The sequence below is a fragment of the Streptomyces sp. NPDC092045 genome (assembly GCF_044756005.1).
Classification (GTDB): Bacteria; Actinomycetota; Actinomycetes; order Streptomycetales; family Streptomycetaceae; genus Streptomyces.
Map to the genome: position 1 here is coordinate 102,929 of NZ_JBIVSC010000003.1, position 17,646 is coordinate 120,574.

16 protein-coding genes and 1 pseudogene are annotated in these 17,646 nt (G+C 74.4%); 8 read left to right on the forward strand and 9 right to left on the reverse strand.

The window, feature by feature from the left end:
- The first annotated feature begins 72 nt into the window (after positions 1-72).
- Genes ACIQKA_RS10750 through ACIQKA_RS10760 form a run of 3 tightly spaced genes read left to right on the forward strand, consistent with a single transcriptional unit; the run spans position 73 to position 2,955 of the window.
- Positions 73-960 carry a YndJ family protein gene (locus ACIQKA_RS10750; RefSeq protein WP_402540684.1) on the forward strand — a complete coding sequence of 296 codons (888 nt, stop codon included), beginning with the start codon at positions 73-75 and terminating at the stop codon, positions 958-960.
- Complete coding sequence (locus tag ACIQKA_RS10755; RefSeq protein ID WP_402540685.1) at positions 957-1,508, forward strand: DUF1990 family protein; 552 nt, start codon at positions 957-959, stop codon at positions 1,506-1,508. Before ACIQKA_RS10750 ends, ACIQKA_RS10755 begins: the two co-directional genes overlap by 4 nt.
- A 22-nt stretch (positions 1,509-1,530) precedes the next feature.
- Positions 1,531-2,955: a lipase maturation factor family protein gene (locus ACIQKA_RS10760; RefSeq protein WP_402540686.1), complete on the forward strand. Its 1,425-nt coding sequence runs from the start codon at positions 1,531-1,533 to the stop codon at positions 2,953-2,955.
- 73 nt (positions 2,956-3,028) lie between these two features.
- Here the strand turns inward: ACIQKA_RS10760 and ACIQKA_RS10765 are convergent, their stop codons facing one another.
- From ACIQKA_RS10765 to ACIQKA_RS10775, 3 genes are all read right to left on the reverse strand, one after another.
- Complete coding sequence (locus ACIQKA_RS10765) at positions 3,029-3,199, reverse strand: hypothetical protein (protein ID WP_366378545.1); 171 nt, start codon at positions 3,197-3,199, stop codon at positions 3,029-3,031.
- Positions 3,200-3,483: 284 nt separating this feature from the next.
- Positions 3,484-4,959, reverse strand: a complete 1,476-nt coding sequence (locus tag ACIQKA_RS10770; protein ID WP_383154516.1) for an SDR family NAD(P)-dependent oxidoreductase — start codon at positions 4,957-4,959, stop codon at positions 3,484-3,486.
- A gap of 94 nt (positions 4,960-5,053) precedes the next feature.
- Positions 5,054-5,767 carry a (2Fe-2S)-binding protein gene (locus ACIQKA_RS10775; protein WP_383435530.1) on the reverse strand — a complete coding sequence of 238 codons (714 nt, stop codon included), beginning with the start codon at positions 5,765-5,767 and terminating at the stop codon, positions 5,054-5,056.
- Positions 5,768-5,998: 231 nt separating this feature from the next.
- On the opposite strand from ACIQKA_RS10775, the gene ACIQKA_RS10780 reads away from it, so the two are divergent.
- On the forward strand, positions 5,999-6,991 hold the full coding sequence (locus ACIQKA_RS10780) for a DMT family transporter (RefSeq protein ID WP_402540687.1): 993 nt from the start codon (positions 5,999-6,001) through the stop codon (positions 6,989-6,991).
- On the opposite strand, the gene ACIQKA_RS10785 is transcribed toward ACIQKA_RS10780, so the two are convergent.
- The 4 genes from ACIQKA_RS10785 to panD form a co-directional block, all read right to left on the reverse strand.
- The gene (locus tag ACIQKA_RS10785; protein ID WP_402540689.1) at positions 6,872-8,275 is read right to left on the reverse strand and encodes a transglycosylase family protein; all 1,404 of its coding nucleotides are present in this window, start codon (positions 8,273-8,275) and stop codon (positions 6,872-6,874) included. The genes ACIQKA_RS10780 and ACIQKA_RS10785 overlap by 120 nt on opposite strands.
- Before the next feature lie 304 nt (positions 8,276-8,579).
- Positions 8,580-9,356 (reverse strand): aspartate/glutamate racemase family protein, encoded by a 777-nt coding sequence (locus ACIQKA_RS10790; protein WP_402540952.1) that lies wholly within the window; start codon positions 9,354-9,356, stop codon positions 8,580-8,582.
- Positions 9,353-9,697 (reverse strand): GNAT family N-acetyltransferase, encoded by a 345-nt coding sequence (locus ACIQKA_RS10795; protein ID WP_383154528.1) that lies wholly within the window; start codon positions 9,695-9,697, stop codon positions 9,353-9,355. The genes ACIQKA_RS10790 and ACIQKA_RS10795 overlap by 4 nt, the downstream gene beginning before the upstream one ends.
- Before the next feature lie 49 nt (positions 9,698-9,746).
- A complete protein-coding gene (panD, locus tag ACIQKA_RS10800; protein ID WP_383154531.1) occupies positions 9,747-10,172 on the reverse strand; it encodes an aspartate 1-decarboxylase in 426 nt (141 codons plus the stop codon).
- A 988-nt stretch (positions 10,173-11,160) separates the two neighbouring features.
- Here panD and ACIQKA_RS10805 point away from each other — a divergent pair.
- From ACIQKA_RS10805 to ACIQKA_RS10820, 4 genes are all read left to right on the forward strand, one after another.
- On the forward strand, positions 11,161-11,727 hold the full coding sequence (locus tag ACIQKA_RS10805) for a hypothetical protein (protein ID WP_402540691.1): 567 nt from the start codon (positions 11,161-11,163) through the stop codon (positions 11,725-11,727).
- A gap of 140 nt (positions 11,728-11,867) precedes the next feature.
- The gene (locus tag ACIQKA_RS10810) at positions 11,868-12,365 is read left to right on the forward strand and encodes a DUF4383 domain-containing protein (protein WP_402540692.1); all 498 of its coding nucleotides are present in this window, start codon (positions 11,868-11,870) and stop codon (positions 12,363-12,365) included.
- Positions 12,366-14,031: 1,666 nt separating this feature from the next.
- Positions 14,032-14,445 carry a hypothetical protein gene (locus ACIQKA_RS10815; protein ID WP_383154538.1) on the forward strand — a complete coding sequence of 138 codons (414 nt, stop codon included), beginning with the start codon at positions 14,032-14,034 and terminating at the stop codon, positions 14,443-14,445.
- A gap of 492 nt (positions 14,446-14,937) precedes the next feature.
- Positions 14,938-15,510: a potassium channel family protein gene (locus ACIQKA_RS10820; RefSeq protein ID WP_402540693.1), complete on the forward strand. Its 573-nt coding sequence runs from the start codon at positions 14,938-14,940 to the stop codon at positions 15,508-15,510.
- A gap of 532 nt (positions 15,511-16,042) precedes the next feature.
- Here ACIQKA_RS10820 and ACIQKA_RS10825 read toward each other — a convergent pair.
- Both ACIQKA_RS10825 and ACIQKA_RS10830 read right to left on the reverse strand, forming a co-directional pair.
- Positions 16,043-16,687 carry a GAP family protein gene (locus ACIQKA_RS10825; protein WP_383154544.1) on the reverse strand — a complete coding sequence of 215 codons (645 nt, stop codon included), beginning with the start codon at positions 16,685-16,687 and terminating at the stop codon, positions 16,043-16,045.
- 82 nt (positions 16,688-16,769) lie between these two features.
- A pseudogene (locus tag ACIQKA_RS10830) lies at positions 16,770-17,252 on the reverse strand (NAD-binding lipoprotein); the annotation flags it as partial.
- Between the last annotated feature and the right edge of the window lie 394 nt (positions 17,253-17,646).

Sequence of the window (17,646 nt, forward strand, 5' to 3'; positions counted from 1 at the left end):
GCACTTGAACACGTTCAAGAAAAGCCATAGGCTCACTCCATCGATTGAACGCGTTCAAATAGGGGTGAAGGCATGACCGCTCTGTCGATCCTGGTGGCCCCGGTCGTGATGATCGGGATGTTCTGGGTGGTGCCGACGGGTCTCGCGCTCCTCGACGGCCCGAGACCGCCCGGATGGGACCGGCTCCGGCGTGCCTGGCCGCTGCTCGCCGCCCCCGGGGCGCTCTCCCTCTGGCTGCCCCGCTCCGGCCTCTCGGCCGGCCTCGCCGCCGTCTACGCCCTCGCCACCCTGGCCCTCGCGTGCCAGGCACCGGCCCGGCTGATGCTGACCCGCTCGCTCCGGCCGAGGGAGGTCGCCGTCCTCACCGCCCTGCTCGCGCCCTCGGTCGCCGGCCTCGCGCTCGTCGCGGAACGGGCCTCGTACCCGCTCTTCGGCTTCGACCCGGACATCCTCGCGCTCACCGTCCCGCACTTCCACTTCGCGGGCTTCGCCGCCGCCCTGGTCGCCGGACTCGTCTGCCGCGCCCCCGAGGACGGCCCCACCGCCCGCTTCGCCGCGCTCAGCGTCCCCGCCGGCACCCTGCTCGTCCTGATCGGCTACTTCGTCGACGACTGGGCCGAGCTGGCCGGCGCCGTCGTCCTCACCGCCGGCATGACGGCGGTCTCCGTCCTGACCCTGCGCGAGCGCCGCGCCCTCGCGGCCGACGGCCCCACCCGCGCCCTGCTCGCCGTCTCGGCCCTGGTCCTCGCCGCCACCATGCTGCTCGCCCTGAACTGGGCGCTCGGCGAGGCCACCGGCCTCCCGCACCTCGACCTGACCTGGATGGCCGCGACCCACGGCCTGGGCAACGCCCTCGGCTTCGCCGTCTGCGCCCTGCTCGCCCGCCGGCGCCTGCACGCCGGCCACGCCCCCGCCGTACCGGCCGCCCCCGCCCACCCGCGAACGGAGTCCCCGGCATGACCCGCCTCCTGAAGGACCTCTCCCGGACCGACCGCCACCGCCCCGGCCCGACCTACCGCGAGGTCGGCGCCACCCGCACCCCCGACGCGCTCCCCGACGGCTACCACCACCTGCGGTACGGCGCGGTCGTCGGCCACGGCCCGGCCGCCTTCGCGGCGGCGGGCACCGCCGTCACCGCCTGGCGGATGCACCGCCGCTCCGGCGCGCGCCTGCTGGCCGACGCCGACCGCGCGGGCCCCGGCGTCCGCGTGGAGGTCTCGGCGGGCGTCGGCCGCCTCCGGATCGCCGTCCCCTGCGCGGTGATCTGGACGGCGTACGAGAAGGACCGCACCGGCTTCGCGTACGGCACCCTCGCCGGCCATCCGGAGTGCGGCGAGGAGTCCTTCCTCGTGACGCTCGAACCCGACGGCGCCGTCCGGTTCACCGTCACCGCCTTCAGCCGCCCCGCCGCCTGGTACACCCGGCTCGCCGGGCCCCTGGTCCCCCTCCTCCAGCGCGCGTACGCCCGCCGGCTCGCCCGGACCCTGCGGCGCCTCGTCAGGACGTGACCCCGGGCCGATACTGGAGACGATGGAATGGTTCACGGCGCCCGGCCTCTGGCCGGCCCGGATCGTCTTCCAGCGCGGCCTGGCCGGGCTGTACTTCGTGGCGTTCCTGTCGGCCGCCCTCCAGTTCCGGGCGCTGATCGGGGAGCGCGGCATGCTCCCGGTGCCGGAGTACGTGCGCCGGACCCGTCCCCGCCACACGCCCTCGCTCTTCCACTGGCGCTACTCCGACCGCCTGTTCGCGGCGGTCTCCCTGACCGGCGCCGCGCTGGCGCTCGCCCTGGCGGCGGGCGCCGGGGACGCCGTGCCGCTGCCGGTGTCGATGCTCCTGTGGCTGGTGCCCTGGGCGCTCTACCTGTCGATCGTGAACGTCGGCCAGACCTGGTACGCCTTCGGGTGGGAGTCGCTGCTCCTGGAGGCCGGGTTCCTGGCGGTCTTCCTCGGCAACGACGACACGGCCCCGCCCCTCCTGGTGCTCCTGCTGCTGCGCTGGCTGCTCTTCCGGGTCGAGTTCGGAGCCGGGCTCATCAAGATCCGCGGCGACCGCTGCTGGCGGGACCTGACCTGCCTCTGCCACCACCACGAGACCCAGCCGATGCCCGGCCCGCTGAGCTGGTTCTTCCACCACCTCCCCCGCCCGCTGCACAAGGCGGAGGCGGCGGCCAACCACGTCGTCCAGCTCGTCGTGCCGTTCTTCCTCTTCGCCCCGCAGCCGGTGGCCACGGTGGCGGCCGGCCTGATGGTGGTCACCCAGCTCTGGCTGGTGCTCTCGGGCAACTTCGCCTGGCTGAACTGGATCACCATCGTGCTCGCCCTCGCGGCCGTGGACGCCTCCCCGCTCACCGGCGCCCGCCCGCGGCCGGACCCGCCGCTCTGGTACGCCGTCCTGGTCGTCGCCGTGACCGCCCTCGTCCTGGTCCGCAGCTACCGCCCGGTGCGCAACCTGCTCTCCCGGCACCAGGCGATGAACCGCTCGTACGACCCGTTCCACCTGGTCAACAGCTACGGCGCGTTCGGCACGGTGGGCCGGGTCCGGGACGAGATCGTGGTCGAGGGCACCGACGACCCGGCGCCGCACGAGGGCACCGTCTGGCGGGAGTACGGCTTCCGGGGCAAGCCGGGCGACCCGCGCCGGCTGCCGCGCCAGTTCGCCCCGTACCACCTGCGGCTCGACTGGCTGATGTGGTTCGCGGCGCTCTCCCCCGGGTACGCGCGCGCGTGGTTCGGGCCCTTCGTCGAGCGGCTGCTCGACGGCGACCGGGACACCCTGCGGCTGCTCGCCCACAATCCGTTCCCGGACGCGCCGCCGGTCCACGTCCGCGCCCGGCTGTACCGCTACCGCTACACGACCTGGCGCGAGCTGCGCGCGACCGGGGCGTGGTGGCACCGGACGCCGCTGCGGGAGTACCTGCCGCCGACCCGGCTGCGGAAGCCCGCGGGCGGGCCCTGAGGTTCCGGGACGTGCCGCCGCCCCGGCCGGGGGTCCGGCCGGGGCGGCGGGTGAAGCGTCCGGGGGCGCCGGCTCAGTCGATGCCCGGCAGGATGTGGGGCTCTGCGAGGTCTTCCTCGTAGCCCGCGAGCCGGATCGGGGCCGAGCGGGCCCAGACTTCCAGGCTGCCCAGCTCGCCCTTCCGGCGCGGCCGCTCGGTGGGTTCGTTCGGTCGCGGTTCCTGCTTGGTCAGTTCGGGTGTCACCGCGCACTCCTTCGTGTCGCGTACCTGTGGGACAAGTGCCGTGCGGTCGCGGTGGCGCCGTTCGTCGGGCGGGACCGCGGCCTTGGTGGCGGGCCAGTCCCGAGCCGGCCGTGGGGAAGGTGTGTCTCCTCGGTGGCCGACCGTGGACATCAGACTAACCAAATGAGCGCGTCCGCGCTCTACCGGGCTCGGAAGTGTGACGCGTTCGGGTGAAACAAGCCGAAAGAGCGCCCCACCCGGCCGGTGGGGCGCTCTTGCCGAAAAGCCCGGAGAAGGAGCGGCGGCTACCAGTTGGCGGGGGCGTAGTCCTTGAGGAACACGCCGTACAGGTCCTCGCCCGCCTCGCCGCGCACGATCGGGTCGTAGACCCGGGCCGCGCCGTCGACCAGGTCGAGCGGGGCGTGGAAGCCCTCCTCCGCGAGGCGCAGCTTGTCGAAGTGCGGACGCTCGTCGGTGATCCAGCCGGTGTCGACCGAGGTCATGAGGATGCCGTCGGTCTGGAACATCTCCTGGCCGCTGGTCCGCGTCACCATGTTCATCGCGGCCTTCGCCGCGTTGGTGTTCGGGTGCCCGGCGCCCTTGTAGCCGCGGCTGAAGACGCCCTCCATCGCGGAGACGTTGACGACGTGGGCGCGCCCGCTGGCCGCCTTGCGCGCGGCCTCGGCCATCACCGGCCGCAACTTGCTGATCAGGATGAACGGCGCCGTGTAGTTGCAGAGCTGCGTCTCCAGGAGCTCCACCGGGGAGATCTGCTCGATGCTCTGCACCCAGGTGTTGCTCTCGACGACGTCCGGCAGGAGGCCGCCCGCGTCGATGGCGGTGCCGTCGAGGTGCCGGGCGATGCTGGCGTTGCCCGCGACCAGGGCGAGGTCCGCGACCTTCTGGGCCTCCAGGCCGCTCGTGCCGAGGGGCAGCGCGGCCAGGCCGTCCACCGCGCCCGAGTTGAAGGCGCCGATGACGTCGTGGGCGGGCAGCTCGCCGGCGGGCAGCGGGGCGCTCTCGCCCTCGACCAGGGCGGCGTACGCGGAGGGCAGCCGGCGCACGGTCTGGGTCGCGTTGTTGATGAGGACGTCCAGTGGACCGGCCTCGGTCACCCGGTCGGCCAGGGCCACGACCTGGGCCGGGTCGCGCAGGTCGATGCCGACGACCTCCAGGCGGTGCAGCCAGTCCGCGGAGTCCTCCATCGCCTTGAAGCGGCGGATGGCGTCCTTGGGGAAGCGGGTGGTGATCGTGGTGTGGGCGCCGTCGCGCAGCAGCCGCAGCGCGATGTACATGCCGATCTTGGCCCGGCCGCCGGTGAGCAGCGCGCGCTTGCCGGTGAGGTCCGCGCGGGCCTCCCGCTTGGCGCGGTTCTCGGCGGCGCACGGCTGGCAGAGCTGGTGGTAGAAGTAGTCGACCTCGACGAACCGCGTCTTGCAGACGTAGCAGGAGCGGGGGCGCTGGAGGATGCCCGCGATCCGGCCCTCCTCGGTGACGGAGGTGGGCAGGATGCCCTCGGTCTCGTCGTCGATGCGCTGCGCGGAGCCGGTGGCCGTGGCCTCGGTGACCGCCTTGTCGTTGGCGGTCTTGGCGGCCCGGCGCTCCTGGCGGCGGCGCTGCTTCACGGTCCGGTAGATGCCGGCGGTGGCGCGCCGGACGCGGATCGCGTCCGGGTGGTCTATCTCCAGCTCGTCGAGCTCGTCGAGGACGCCGAGGCAGACGGCCAGGCGCTCGGGGTCGATGCCCGGGCCGTAGTCCTGGGTTTCTTCGGTCACCGTCATGGCCTTCGGGTTCCTCGTTCGCTCGTGCGTCGCCGCTCTCGGAGTTTCGCCGCGCTCAGGCTCTCGCCGTCGTCGGGCCTTCGAAAGGGCGAGTTTACGGAGCGGGGGGCCGCGCCTCCAAACCCGTTCGGGGGGCGTGGTCGAAGACACAGTCGCCGCACAGTCCGCCGCCGGGGCAGCGGTAGTAGAGGCAGCAGCTCGCGCGGCGCAGCCGGGGGCCGCGGACCGTGCCGGCGAGGTCGGGGTGGTCGAGGAGCTCCGCGACCAGGGCGGCGGCCCGGTCGGCCGCGTCGGGCCTGCCGTGCGCGCGGGCCCAGCGGGTCAGTTCGCGCAGGGCTCCGGCGAGGGCGGAGCCGGCGTTGCCCCAGAGCAGCCGGGGCGATGTGCGGCCGTCGCGGCGCAGGGCCGCGTGGAGCGGCACGAGGTGGGCCTCCTGGACGGCCGCGCGGAGGTCGGCGGCGGTGGCCGGGCGGGTCGCGGAGCCGGCCCACCACAGGTCGTCGGGCGAGGTCAGGGCCCCGTCCCAACGCAGCTCGGCCGGGTCGAGGTCCGGGAAGCGGCCGTACAGCGCGGCGGGGCCGAGGGCGGTGGACCAGAGCCGGGCCGCGAGCCCCAGGTGGGCCACGGAGGCGCCGACCCGTCGCTCGGGGGCCCCGAGCCGGGCGGCGACCCGGTCCACGCGCGCGGTGAGGGGGCCGCCCTCCCCCGCGTAGATCCGGGCGAGCGGCAGATGGGCGCCGCCGGTCTCCGGCGGGGCCGTCCGCAGGGCGAAGAACCCGCCCACCGATCCGCTCTCGACGAGGTCCATCCGGTCCCACGCTCCCGTCCCGCACCGTCGTCCGCCCCGGGCCCGGTTCCCGGGCCGGCGCCCACCGTAGCGCCCCGGGCGGGGGCCGGAAGACCGCTTCGCACCGGTTCCGACCTGCGTGGGCGTACAACCCGGGACGTACACGGGCCCTCCGTACTGCGGAAGGGGTACGCACGAAGAGGTCCTCCGGCACGACGACGCGAACGGTCCGGAAGGAGGATCGTGGAAGGCATGAGTCCACTCGTGCTGTCCGTCGTCCTGGCCCTGGTCTCCGCGGTGGCCTACGCGGCCGCGGCGATCGTCCAGGAGCGGGTCGCCGCCTCCGCCGCCGGCCCGCGCTACGCACCGCTGCGCCGTCCGGCCTGGTGGGGGGCCGTGGCGCTCAACGGCGTCGGGGCGGCACTGCACGTCGCCGCCCTCGCGTACGGGCCGCTCAGCCTGGTCCAGCCGCTGGGCGCGCTCACGATCGTGTTCGCGCTGCCCATGGCGGCCCTCTTCGTCGGCCGCGGGGCCGGGCGGCGGGCCTGGCACGGCGCCCTCATGGCCACGGCGGGCCTCGCGGGCCTGCTGAGCCTGACGACCGGCGCCGACGCGCGGTCCCTGGGCGACGGGGAGCGGTGGCTGCTCACGGGCGCCGCCTTCGGCGCGGTGGGTCTGCTCTTCGCGTGCGCGCACCTGGTGGGCCGGTCGCCGCTGCGGAGCGTCCTCCTGGCGACGGCGGCGGGCGTCTCCTTCGGCGCCGCGTCGGTGTTCACCAAGGCGGTGGCCGGGGAGTGGACGCCGGAGGCGCCGCTGGCCGAGTGGACGGCGCTCCTGGTCCTGTCGGCGTTCGCCGTGGGCGGGCTGCTGCTCTCCCAGGCGTCGTACCGGGGCGCGGGGCTCGCCGCCCCGCTCGCCACCCTCACGGTGGTCAATCCGGTGGTCGCCGCGGCGGTGGGCGTGACGCTGTTCGGCGAGGGCTTCCGTTACGGCGCGGCGGGCACCGTGGCCGCGCTGATCTGCGGCGCGGTCGCGGCGGGCGGACTGGTGGAGCTCACGCTCGACCGGATGGCGCCCGCGCCGGAGGCGCCGGCCCCTCCCCCGGCGGGGAAGGGGCCGAAGGGGTCAGACGGAGACGCCGCGGGCCCTGAGATAGGCCAGGGGGTCGATGTCGGAGCCGTATCCGGGGCCCGTGCGGACCTCGAAGTGCAGGTGCGGTCCCGAGCTGTTGCCGGTCGACCCTGAGCGGGCGATGCGCTGCCCGGCGGTCACCCGCTGGCCCTCGCGGACGGTGAGCGCCGAGAGGTGCGCGTACTGGCTGTAGCGGCCGTCGTCGTGGCGGAGGACGATCTGGTAGCCGTAGGCGCCCGCCCAGCCGGCCGAGACGATCCGGCCGCCGGCCACGGCCTTGACCGAGGTGCCGGTGGGGACGGGGAAGTCGACGCCGGTGTGGTAGCCGCTGGACCAGGAGGAGCCGGGCTTGCCGTAGCGGGTGCCGATGCCCGCGGAGACGGGGGCGGAGTAGTGGACCTCGACCGCGGGGGCCGGGCGCGGCTTGACGGCGGCGGGCTTGGTCGCGGGCTTCGCGACGGCGGGCTTGGCCGCCGGTTTCACGGCCGGCCGGGTGACCGGCTTGACGGCGGTCTTGGCCGCGGGCTTGGTGGCGGGCTTCGCGACGGGCGCGGTCGTGGGGCCGACGGCGGCCCGGGGCGGCGTCGCGGTCGGCGGGGCGGTCCTGGCGGGAGCGGGCGCCTTCCCGGCCGCGCCCGTCCTGCCGGCCTGCCCGGCCTTGCCCGGCTGCCCGGTGCCGCTCGGCCGCTCGGGCTGCTCGGGCTTCTTGGGCGCGGTGATGCGCAGGGTGAGGCGCTGGCCCGGGAGGATGAGGTCGGGGTCGTCGCCGACGACGGGCCGGTTCGCCTCGTACAGCCGCTGCCAGCCGCCCCGGACGTTCTTCGCGCCGGCGATCTTCGACAGGGAGTCGCCGGGCGTCACCGTGTACATCTCGCGCACGGTGGGCACGGAGGTCGGACCGGCGTTCCGTGCCGGACGCTCCGGTAAGGCGCGCTGTCCGGGCAGGGAGGCCGTGCGCACCTGGTTCCCGCCGGACGGCTTCGCCCCGGCGGCCCGGGTGGAGACCTCGGGCGCCGCGTCGCCCCGGGCGAGACCCGCGCGGGACCCGCAGGCCGGCCAGGCGCCGGGGCCCTGCCCCTTCAGGACGCGCTCGGCGATCAGGATCTGCTGGTCCTTGGAGGCGAGGTCGGCGCGCGGCGCGTAGTGCGTGCCGCCGTACTCCTCCCAGGTGGACTGGGTGAACTGGAGGCCGCCGAAGTAGCCGTTCCCCGTGTTGATGTGCCAGTTGGAGGAGGATTCGCAGGCCGCGACCTTCTCCCAGACGTTGAGCGAGGCGGCCTGGACCGTGCCCGCGCCCATCAGCGGCAGCGCCATGCCGGCGCCTCCGGCCGTGATGGTGAGCGAGGCGCGGTTGACGCGGCTCGGCTGGTGACGGCGGTGACGTCCGCGTACGGCCATGGGCCCCCCTAGAACACTGCGACAGCCGCCAAGTTAGGGGTGGCGCACGCTCCGTGACAAGCGGTTCACGGAATCCGGGCCCTCTTCCGTCACCTCCGCGCGGGCGTGAGACGTCCTCCGGCGGGGCCCGGCTGTGGCTGGGGCTCGGGTTCCGGTACGGGTCCGCCGGGCTGCGGGGCCGGGCTCGGACCGGGGTCCGGAGGGGCCGGGACCGGGCTGGGGCTCGGCGGGGGCACGGGGTTCGGGGCGGGCACGGGGGGCGGGATGGGCGACGGGGGCAGCGGGTCGGGGGCGGGGTGGGTCATCACAGACCTCTTCGCTCGTCGGGTCGGTCGCTTCGTCGCTTTCCAGGGTGGCGCGACGGGGCGCCCGGCGCCCGTCGGACCGGCCCTTCGGGTCGGCCCCGGCCGGCCGCCCCCGCCCCCGCCGCCTTCGCGGCCGCCGCGAGTCCGGGGCGCGGGCTGGACAGGACGGGCATGGGGGTGGAGGTGCGTCCGGCGGCGTCGGCCATGGACGCCTGGGCGAGGACGACGACGCCGCCCGCCGTGACGGGCACCCGGTCCACGGCCTCCGCCACGGCGTCGAGGTACCCCTCCCGGTCCCCCGCCTCGAACCGTTCCCAAGCGCCTTCCACGACCACCGTGGTCACGGGGGAAGGCTGCCACCGGGATTCCTCCGTGGGCGGGGATTCCTCCGCGAGGAGGGCGACGGTGGGCTCCAGGGTGGAGCGCAGGGCGGCCACGACGACGATCCGGCGGGCCCGGGCGGCCTCGGCGGCCATCGGCCGGTCCACCCGGAGCACGGGCACGCCGAGGGAGGCCGCCGCGTCCTCGGCCACCGCGCCGAGGGTGGAGCAGGTGCAGAGCACGGCGTCGGCGCCGTCCGCGACGGCGCCGGCGAGCACGGCGGCCACGGACCCGGCGACGGCCCCGGGGCCCGCCTCCCGGGCGCGTACGAGCAGTTCCTCGTCGACGAGGTGGCGCAGGACGAGCCCGGGGTGGTGCCGGTCGCGCAGGGCGTCGAAGACGGGGACGTGGACCGGCGAGGTGTGCAGCAGGGCCAGGGTGCCGGCGGGGGTCACCACAGTTCCGGGGTGGCCCTGAGCTGATCCTTCGCCGCGCGGACCGCTTCGTCCGGCGGCGCGGGGGCCTCGTCCGGGTGGCGCTCGGCCCACTTCGCGGCGTACGAGCAGAGGGGGACGACGGGCACGCCCTCGCGGGCGGCGCCCGCGTAGAGCTCGCGCACGAGCGCCCCGGCGATCCCCTTCCCCTCGTGCTCCTCCTCGACGACGGTGTGCACCGCGACCAGGGCGTGGGGCTCGGCGTCGAGGACGAAGTAGACGACGACGCCGACGGGGGCGTCCTCCTCGAACGCCTCCAGGCGTCCGTTGGCCCGGTCGTCGCGGATCAGCGGTTCGGTCATGCGCCGTCGCCCTTCCTCGGGTGGTCTCCGCCCCGGCGGGAGCCCGTGCTCAGCCGTGGGCGGGCACGGCGTGCGGGGGGCGCACCGTGTCGCTGCCGGGGACGGGCGCGGACGCGTCGTCCCCCAGCTCCACGATGCGGTTGCCCCCGTCGACGTGCACGACACGCGGCACGAAGGCCCGCGCCTCCGCGTCCTCCATCTGCGCGTAGCTGATGAGGATGACGAGGTCCCCGGGGTGCACGAGGTGCGCGGCGGCGCCGTTGATCCCGATGACGCCGGACCCCCGCTCACCCTCGATGACGTACGTCTCCAGACGGGCGCCGTTGTCGATGTCGACGATGTGCACCAGCTCACCGGGAAGCAGGTCGGCCGCCTCCATCAACTCCGCGTCGACGGTGACCGAACCGACGTAGTGCAGATCGGCCTGGGTGACGGTGGCGCGGTGGATCTTGGACTTGAACAGAGTGCGCAGCACTTGGGACTCCTCGAAGACGGCTCCCTGCCTGCTTCATACAGGTCAAGGGCGGTCTCGACTGTACACCGGGACGTGTCGAACGATGTTTGTGAGGAACATCGCTCCGGTCGGCCGAGACGGGCTCTCACCCGGGCCTTTCCCTTCGCTCGGGCGTCTGTTGGAACGATCGCCCCGGAGCGGGTGGGGACCCGTACCGGCCGGATGCCGACTTGCCTGACGAGCCATCAGGCGTGCGGGAGTCTCCTCCGCGCACGGACGACGCTCGTCCACGCCCCACCGAACCGCCGGGCACCGGCACCGCTCCGGTCCGCGGAACACGGCTCCTCCGACCATCAACCGGTCGACGTTCGACCGCTCCGGAAGTCGGCTCGCCGTCTGTCGCCCGTCCGAGGCCCCTGGACAGCGCGGAACTCGCGAACGACGGCTTCCCGCCCGGCGGGCCCGCGAGCCGTAGGCGCGGCAGGCAAGCCGACCCCGGCCGGCGGCGCGGGGGCCCCTTCGGCGCTGGGAGCGGGAGCGCCCATGGGCCCGGCCGCCGGCACTGCTGCAGGCGAGCAGGGCTGAGCGCCTAAAACGCGAACGTCCATTCCATGATCCGGTGGACGCTCTCGAGGACCTGCGGCCCGCGGTTCGCCCGACGGGCGGTCCGCGCTCCACGAGGCGGACATCCTGCTGGACGCCGTCGCTGTCCACCGGGGGCCCGCCCAGCCTTCACGGCGAGCCGCCTCGAACGGCGGGGGGCCGGGGCCGGAGCCGGCGTCGGCGAGCCGTGACCTTCGCGGCCGTCACCACGACCAGGAGTTCGCGGACCGGCGGGGCGGTCCCGGCGGCCGGGGTGCCGGCGACGACTGGGGCGGCACCGGCCGTCGTGCTCCGGCCACACCCGTCCGGCTCACCGCGATGGCGACGGTGACCGGGACGGACAACGGTGGGGTGGTGCCCGGCCGACGCGCGTGTCGGCCGGGCCCCGACCAGAAGGAGCACGATCATGTCCGAACGCAGCACGTTCATCCGCAGTCTGCACGACGTGGGTCTGGCCGCCTGGTTCGGCGGCTCGCTGATGGGCGCGGTCGGCCTCAACGGCGCAGCGAGGGACGAAGGCGGAACCGCGACGACCACGGACCGGATCGCTTCCGCGGGCTGGGCGAAGTGGACGCCGGTCAACGCCGCCGCCATCGCCGCGCACCTGTTCGGCAGTGGGGGGCTGCTGGCCGCCAACGCCCACCGCGTCGTCGCCCAGCAGGGTGTCGCCGCCTCCACCACGGCCAAGACCGTCGTCACCGCCGCGGCCCTGGCCGCCACCGCCTACGCCCGCGTCCTGGGCAAGAAGGTGGAGCTGGCCTCCTCCCCCGACCCCCAGGACGCCGAGAAGGCGGCCGAGCACCCCGTCGACCTCGACAAGGCCCGCCGCCAGCTGACCTGGGCACAGTGGGCGGTACCCGCGCTCACCGGCTGCCTGGTCGTGCTCAACGCCCTGCACGGCGAGCAGCAGCGTGCCGAGCAGCAGGCGGCGGGCATGTGGAAGCGGGCCCGGTCGGTGAGCCCCTTCATGTGATGCGGCACCGGACACAGCGAGTGCGGGAGGGGTTCGCACGGGTCGCTGTGGCATGTCCGCCGCCACCAGGGGCACCCGCAGGAAACCATGGCGGACCGGGCAGCCGGGACGGCCTTCGCTCCTGAACGACAAGAGACGCCGTGACGACGCACGGCCCTTCCTCCCGCAACGCCGGAACGCCCGTCCAGAAGGCGGCCCCGGCCGTGGGAGCCGTCTTCCTCCTCGTCGGCGTCCTCGGTTTCGTCCCGGGTGTCACCACGCACTACGACACCATGGAGTTCGCCGCCCACCACTCCGAGGCCAAGCTCCCGGGCGTCTTCCAGGTGTCCGTCCTGCACGACACCGTCCACCTCCTCTTCGGCGTCGTCGGCCTGGCGCTGGCCCGCAGCGCCGGCACCGCCCGCGACTACCTCGTCGTTGGCGGCGCCGTCTACCTGGTGCTGTGGCTGTACGGCATGTTCATCGATCACGACAGCGCCGCCAACTTCGTCCCCGTCGACACGGCCGACAACTGGCTGCACTTCTTCCTCGGCATCGGCGTGATCGCCCTCGGCCTCCTCCTCGGCCGCGACACCACCGGCCGCGCCCGACCGGCCGGGCAGCCGACTCCGCCCGTGTGCGCGCCCCGCTCCCGGTGACCGCGGCGGCGAATCATCGGCTCGTCCCGTCCCGTTGGGAGCCGCCTCGTCCCCCACGCGTCTCGCACGGCGTGACCGGGGGACGGGACCGCGCGACCTGGGGGACGACGGGGTCCTCCGTCCGCGAAGCCACGGGCAGGGAAGGCTGTCCGCGTCCCGTCTCGCGGCGAGAAGGCACGGGTGCCGGCGCCGCGGGAACCGTCACCGTCGGCACCCCGTCCTGCCCCGGTACGGACCACCGGCCCGGGCAGAACGGGCCCTGTCGGGCACCTCCTTCCGGTACGTCGTCCACGTCCTTCGTGCCGGAAGGCCCGTCGGTGCTCGTGCTGCGGGCGGGGCCGGCACGAACGGGCCTGCGGATCGCGTCGTTCCGCGTGCCGTGCCCCGACCCCTCACGCCGCTCGCCGGGGACGGTCCGGAAGGGGACCGGGCACGGACGGAGGCGGCGTTGGGCCGGGACGGGGCGTGCCGTGCCCGGAACTCCTGGAAGACAGCTCCCGGCTTGCTTCCCGCAGGTCGGGGACGGTCTCCGCGGCCTCCGACGGCCCGCATGTCCGCGACGCCCGCCTTCGGGTGTCGCGGGGTTCGCGCCGCCCCGTGGCCGGCTTTCCCGGCGCGGCGCAGGCGTCTCCTGCCGTACAACAGGTCGACCGCCCCGTTCCGGGGCACGGGGTGCGAGGTGCGCCGTCCGCCCATGGTCCCGCTGTGCCGTCCGCGGCAGAACGGCGACAGCCACTCCGCACGCGACCGCAGGGGCCCGCTCCCGTGGCCGGACCCGTCTCCGAGCCGATCGACAGTCCGGGCCGGGACGAGCCCTTCGGCGAGGCCCACCGGCCGATGGCCACGATCGTCGTCACCGCCACGGCGCCGACCTTCCCGCCCCCGACGGCCTCCGTCCGGCACCCCGTTGGCTGTTTCGTCCGGGGAAGGGCCGCTCCCACTGGCACCCGTCGCCGGCGATCCGGGCCGGATCGACCGGTGCTCGGCCGTACTGCGCGGCACGTCGACCGTCCTCGTGGGCGTTCTCGCGCTCAGCGCCGTCCGGTTCACCGTCCAGTTGATCGACGACACCCTCCGGGGAGGCGAGGAGACCGGCTCCGCCACCGGCCCGCCCAGTCGGGCGGCACCGTACGGGTCTGCACCGTCCTGGCGTTCTCCCCGCCGCCTTCGAACTCGACGGCGGCGGGGGCCGCCGCCCGCGCCCACCGACGCCACCGCCTTCAGCCCCGCCGGCGCGATGCCCCGGGCCAAGGCCGCCATGGGCGTCCTGTCCCCCGTCTCCCCGTCATCCTCGCTCTCCTGGTCTCCCGCGCCGTCGGCGTCCTGCCGTGCGGGCGTCGCCGCGGTCGCACCGGTCAGGAACGCCTCCGGTGCACGCGGAAGCGACATCGTCACTCCGTCGTCGCGCCGGGCCGTGCGGGCCGGGTCCGGCGCGCCCCTCCGGCTCCGTGCGGTCCTCCCCCGCGCGGTGGGCCCGGTGGGAGCCGCACGAGAGCGACCTGGCGGTACGGACGGCCGGAGAACGCCCTCTTCTCGCGCCGGGATCACTGCGGCGGGACTGGATCCCTCCTCCGACATGCGGCAGGGGGCGCGGGGGCTCAGATTGGAGGTATCCGGCCCGCCGGACGGGAAGTCACGGCGGGCAGCGACAGAAGGAGAGCCTGTCATGACGACCCACACGGGCACATCCGGTCGGCACGGGGAGACGCACAGCAGCGGCTGGCTGGTCTTCGCCTCCGCCATCATGGTCTTCAGCGGCATCATGACGCTGCTCGCGGGCATTTCGGCCATCGCCAAGGACGACGTCTTCCTGGCCACCCGCAACTACGTCTACGAGCTCGACCTCACGGGGTGGGGATGGATCCATCTCGTACTGGGCGTTCTCGTCGCGCTCACCGGTGCCGCCGTGTACAAGGGCGCCACGTGGGCCAGGGCGGTCGGCGTGGGGCTGGCCGGACTCAGCATGATCGCCAACTTCATGTGGCTCCCCCACACCCCGTGGTGGGCGTCGCTGCTCATCGTGATCGACGCCCTCGTCATCTGGGGTCTCTGCGTCGCTCCCCGACCGACGAGGCACTGACGCCCGGCCGGTCGCCCAGGAGCACCCGGGACGGCGGTGGGGAGGCAGCGTTCGTCACCCGTCGTCGCCCGGGTCCCGCAGGTCGGCCACCCGGAAACGCGAGCACCGCGGCCCCCTCCGCCGTCACCGGGGAGGTGCGGACCGCACACCCGCCGGGCCGGGAAACCCGTGCGGTCCCCGGGCAGGCCGTACGCCGGAGGCCGACCCCGACGCGTTTCCCGCGACGCCGAGCGATCGGCACCCGGACGACGGCATGCGGCCGGCCTCCGGTCGCGAGACACGACGGAAGCGCTTTTGCTGGACGGCAGGCGGGTGCTCCGCCGCGCACGGCGACCCGTGAAGCGTTCCGCAGGAGATCCGCATGGCAGTTCGGTCGAAGCCGGTGAAGTCGGCGTCCGCCGTGTCCGTCGGCACGACGGCGTCCGACGTGGGGCCGGGCGTTCCCCGCTGCGCGGTGGACGGACGGGCCGCGGGCAAGGAGTCACGGCCCACATGAGCGTGCCGCGAGGGGGCGAGCGGGACCGGCGGACGCGTCCCCCACGGGTCCGGCCCCTCCTCCCCCTCCTGCGTTCGGCGGCCGTCGTGGCGACGAGCACCACGGCCTATTTCCTGCTGCCCCTCGACAGCGCCCTCGACCAGCACACCGTCGTCGTACTCGTCCTGGGAATGCTGGGCATCGGCGCGCTCCTGGCCCTGCAGGCGGTCGGCATCGTCAGGTCTCCGTACCCGCGGCTCCGCGCCGTCGAGACCCTGAGCACCGCGGTTCCACTGTTCCTGCTGCTGTTCTCGGCCACCTACTTCCTGTACGCGCGGGAAGAGGGAGGGCACTCCTTCTCCGAACCGCTCAGCAGGAACGACGCCCTGTACTTCACGGTGACCGTCTTCGCCACCGTCGGCTTCGGCGACATCGTGCCCGTCTCGCAGGCGGCTCGCGCGTTGACCACGTGCCAGATGGTCGCGGACCTCGTCCTCGTGGGGGTCATCGCGAAGGCCGTCGTCGGGGCGGTCAGGATCGGGCTGGAACGACGCCGGTCCTCCTCGTCCGTCGAGGAACCCGAACCGTGACCCGGCGTCCACGCCCACGGGTCCGGAAGGGCGGAGGTCCACGACCGTGTCGAAAGCGGTTCCGGCGTCCTCCCCGGGGTCCGGGGAGGTCCCGGAGGCCGACCGGCCGCGGGTCCTCCTGCGGACGCCCGCGTACCTCAAGACCCTGGTCCTCAGGGCCCTGATCGGCGTCCCCGTCTCCCTGGGCGCGGGCCGAAGAGTGCCGTGCGCCTGCTGGGGTGCCGCCGCGGCCCGTTCGTCGTCCTGCTGGGCCCACGGCCGGTCCGGCGGCGTGACACCCGGTGGGGGACGGCGGGGGCGGTACCCGAGATGATCGCGGTGCGGGCCACACCGCGGAGCGGACCCGGCGTGTCGGGTTCCTCGTCGTCAGGCGGCCGTCGGCCGCTGGAAGCCGGACCCGGCCCGGCGGCTTCGAGGCCCGCCAAGAGGTCCTCGACCGGGATGCGTCCGCCGGCCCGCATGCGGGCCCCTCCACGGTCCGGGGTCGCCACCAGGGGCGGCCCCCAGGTCCTCGTCCACCGCGGGACCTGCTTCAAGTGACCAGCTGGTAGATGCTCCGGACCGTCAGCCACAGGCCGGCGGCCAGGGAGAGGGTGACGACGAGCCGTTCCTGATGTCCGCCCAGCCAGCTCCGCAGGGCGTTGAGCCGGGCGTCGGCGGCAGCGGGCGCACAGACCACGTACGACTCCATGGCGATGAGGCTGAGGGTCGCGAGAAGGCAGTAGCCGGCCAGTGCGAGCCAGTCGGAGAGGGTGGAGAGGTCCGCGTCGACGACGGTCGCGGCGCCGGCTGCGACAAGGCCCCAGGGCTGCAGCAGCCATGCCAGGCCCGCCGCCGTGACCGGGGACGCGTTGTCGACCCGGGCGGCCCAGCGGGGCGGGCCGTGCGGGCGGGGCGGCCTGCGGTGCCGATACGCGCCGTACAGCACCAGCGCCAGGCCGACGACGAGCTTCGCGACGATCGCGGCGGTCGAGGGCGCGCTGTGGCGCTCGGGGGGCCGACCACCGGTCAGCAGCACCACCACGGCGATCACCGTGACCAGGTTGGCCAGCCACGACAACAGGAACGCCAGGCCCTGACGGACACCTCGTCGCGAGAAGAGCAACAGGATGAAGGCGGTGTTGTGCAGGGGGCCCAGAGTGATGGCCGTTCCGATCACCACCAGGTCGAGGACCACCGGACCAGTCGCTCCTGGATGTCGGGGCCGTCCGCCGCGGGGACGGAGAGGGCCGGCAGAGGGACGCGGCGCCGTCCGCACGTAACAGGCCCACTGCGGACGACGTGGTGAACGACAGCAGGGCCTCTCCGAAAGTGCGTCCGGTCAGGTTCCCGGCGGCGGTGGTGTAGAACTCGTCACCCTCGAAGTCCAGCAGTTCCTGGTACAGGAGCGAGAGGCCCGGCTGGAGCGCGGTCTGGACGAGGAGCCTGGCGACGATGTGGTCGACGCACAGGACGTGTCCGCGCGGACCGGCGGCGAGTCGGGCGGTGAGCTGGTTGCGGGCGTCACGGACGGCGGCGACCACCACCGCCTTCCCGTCGTCGGAGACGGCCGCGCCGAGGGCGAGCAGCGTCTTCACCACGTGTGCGTCGCCGGTCTCGCCGTCGGGGGGCAGGACGAGCACGGACTTGGCGGTCCGCGGACCGACCCTGGACAGGACCGGGGGATCGGTGGTGTGGCCGGTGCGGCAGATGACCCGGGTCGTGCCGAGGTCCGTGACGCGGGTGGCGATCCCCTGCTCCATCTCCACCTTGTCCTTGGGGGCGGGGACGGCGACGGACGCTCGTCGCCGGTTGGCGTTGGCGCAGACCAACTCCCTGATGACGGGGAAGATCTGATCGGACCAGCCCAGGACGACGGTGTGCCCGGTTTCCAGAACGGTGGAGTGCCCGAGGCGGAGCGACCTGATGCGCCGGTCGATGCCCGTGGTGATCAGGCTGACCAGCGTCGACACGAACAACAGGGCCACCAGGGCGAGCGACACGGACGCCAGCACGTAGACGGGAGAGCCGACCGCTCCACCGATCTTGAGGGTCTGGCCGACGCTGACCCACACCGCCTGGAGCCGGCCGGACAGGGTGGTCGGAGCCTTCCGGTCGGCCCAGACCAGGACCATGCTCGCCGGGATCACCACGGCC

Excerpts from the sequence above, each read along its gene's own strand:
- ACIQKA_RS10750 (WP_402540684.1), top strand. The coding sequence starts at position 73 with ATGACCGCTCTGTCGATCCTGGTGGCCCCGGTCGTGATGATCGGGATG.
- ACIQKA_RS10755 (WP_402540685.1), top strand. The coding sequence starts at position 957 with ATGACCCGCCTCCTGAAGGACCTCTCCCGGACCGACCGCCACCGCCCC.
- ACIQKA_RS10760 (WP_402540686.1), top strand. The coding sequence starts at position 1,531 with ATGGAATGGTTCACGGCGCCCGGCCTCTGGCCGGCCCGGATCGTCTTC.
- ACIQKA_RS10770 (WP_383154516.1), bottom strand. The coding sequence starts at position 4,959 with ATGACGGTGACCGAAGAAACCCAGGACTACGGCCCGGGCATCGACCCC.
- ACIQKA_RS10775 (WP_383435530.1), bottom strand. The coding sequence starts at position 5,767 with ATGGACCTCGTCGAGAGCGGATCGGTGGGCGGGTTCTTCGCCCTGCGG.
- ACIQKA_RS10780 (WP_402540687.1), top strand. The coding sequence starts at position 5,999 with ATGAGTCCACTCGTGCTGTCCGTCGTCCTGGCCCTGGTCTCCGCGGTG.
- ACIQKA_RS10785 (WP_402540689.1), bottom strand. The coding sequence starts at position 8,275 with ATGGCCGTACGCGGACGTCACCGCCGTCACCAGCCGAGCCGCGTCAAC.
- ACIQKA_RS10795 (WP_383154528.1), bottom strand. The coding sequence starts at position 9,697 with ATGACCGAACCGCTGATCCGCGACGACCGGGCCAACGGACGCCTGGAG.
- ACIQKA_RS10805 (WP_402540691.1), top strand. The coding sequence starts at position 11,161 with ATGTCCGAACGCAGCACGTTCATCCGCAGTCTGCACGACGTGGGTCTG.
- ACIQKA_RS10815 (WP_383154538.1), top strand. The coding sequence starts at position 14,032 with ATGACGACCCACACGGGCACATCCGGTCGGCACGGGGAGACGCACAGC.
- ACIQKA_RS10820 (WP_402540693.1), top strand. The coding sequence starts at position 14,938 with ATGAGCGTGCCGCGAGGGGGCGAGCGGGACCGGCGGACGCGTCCCCCA.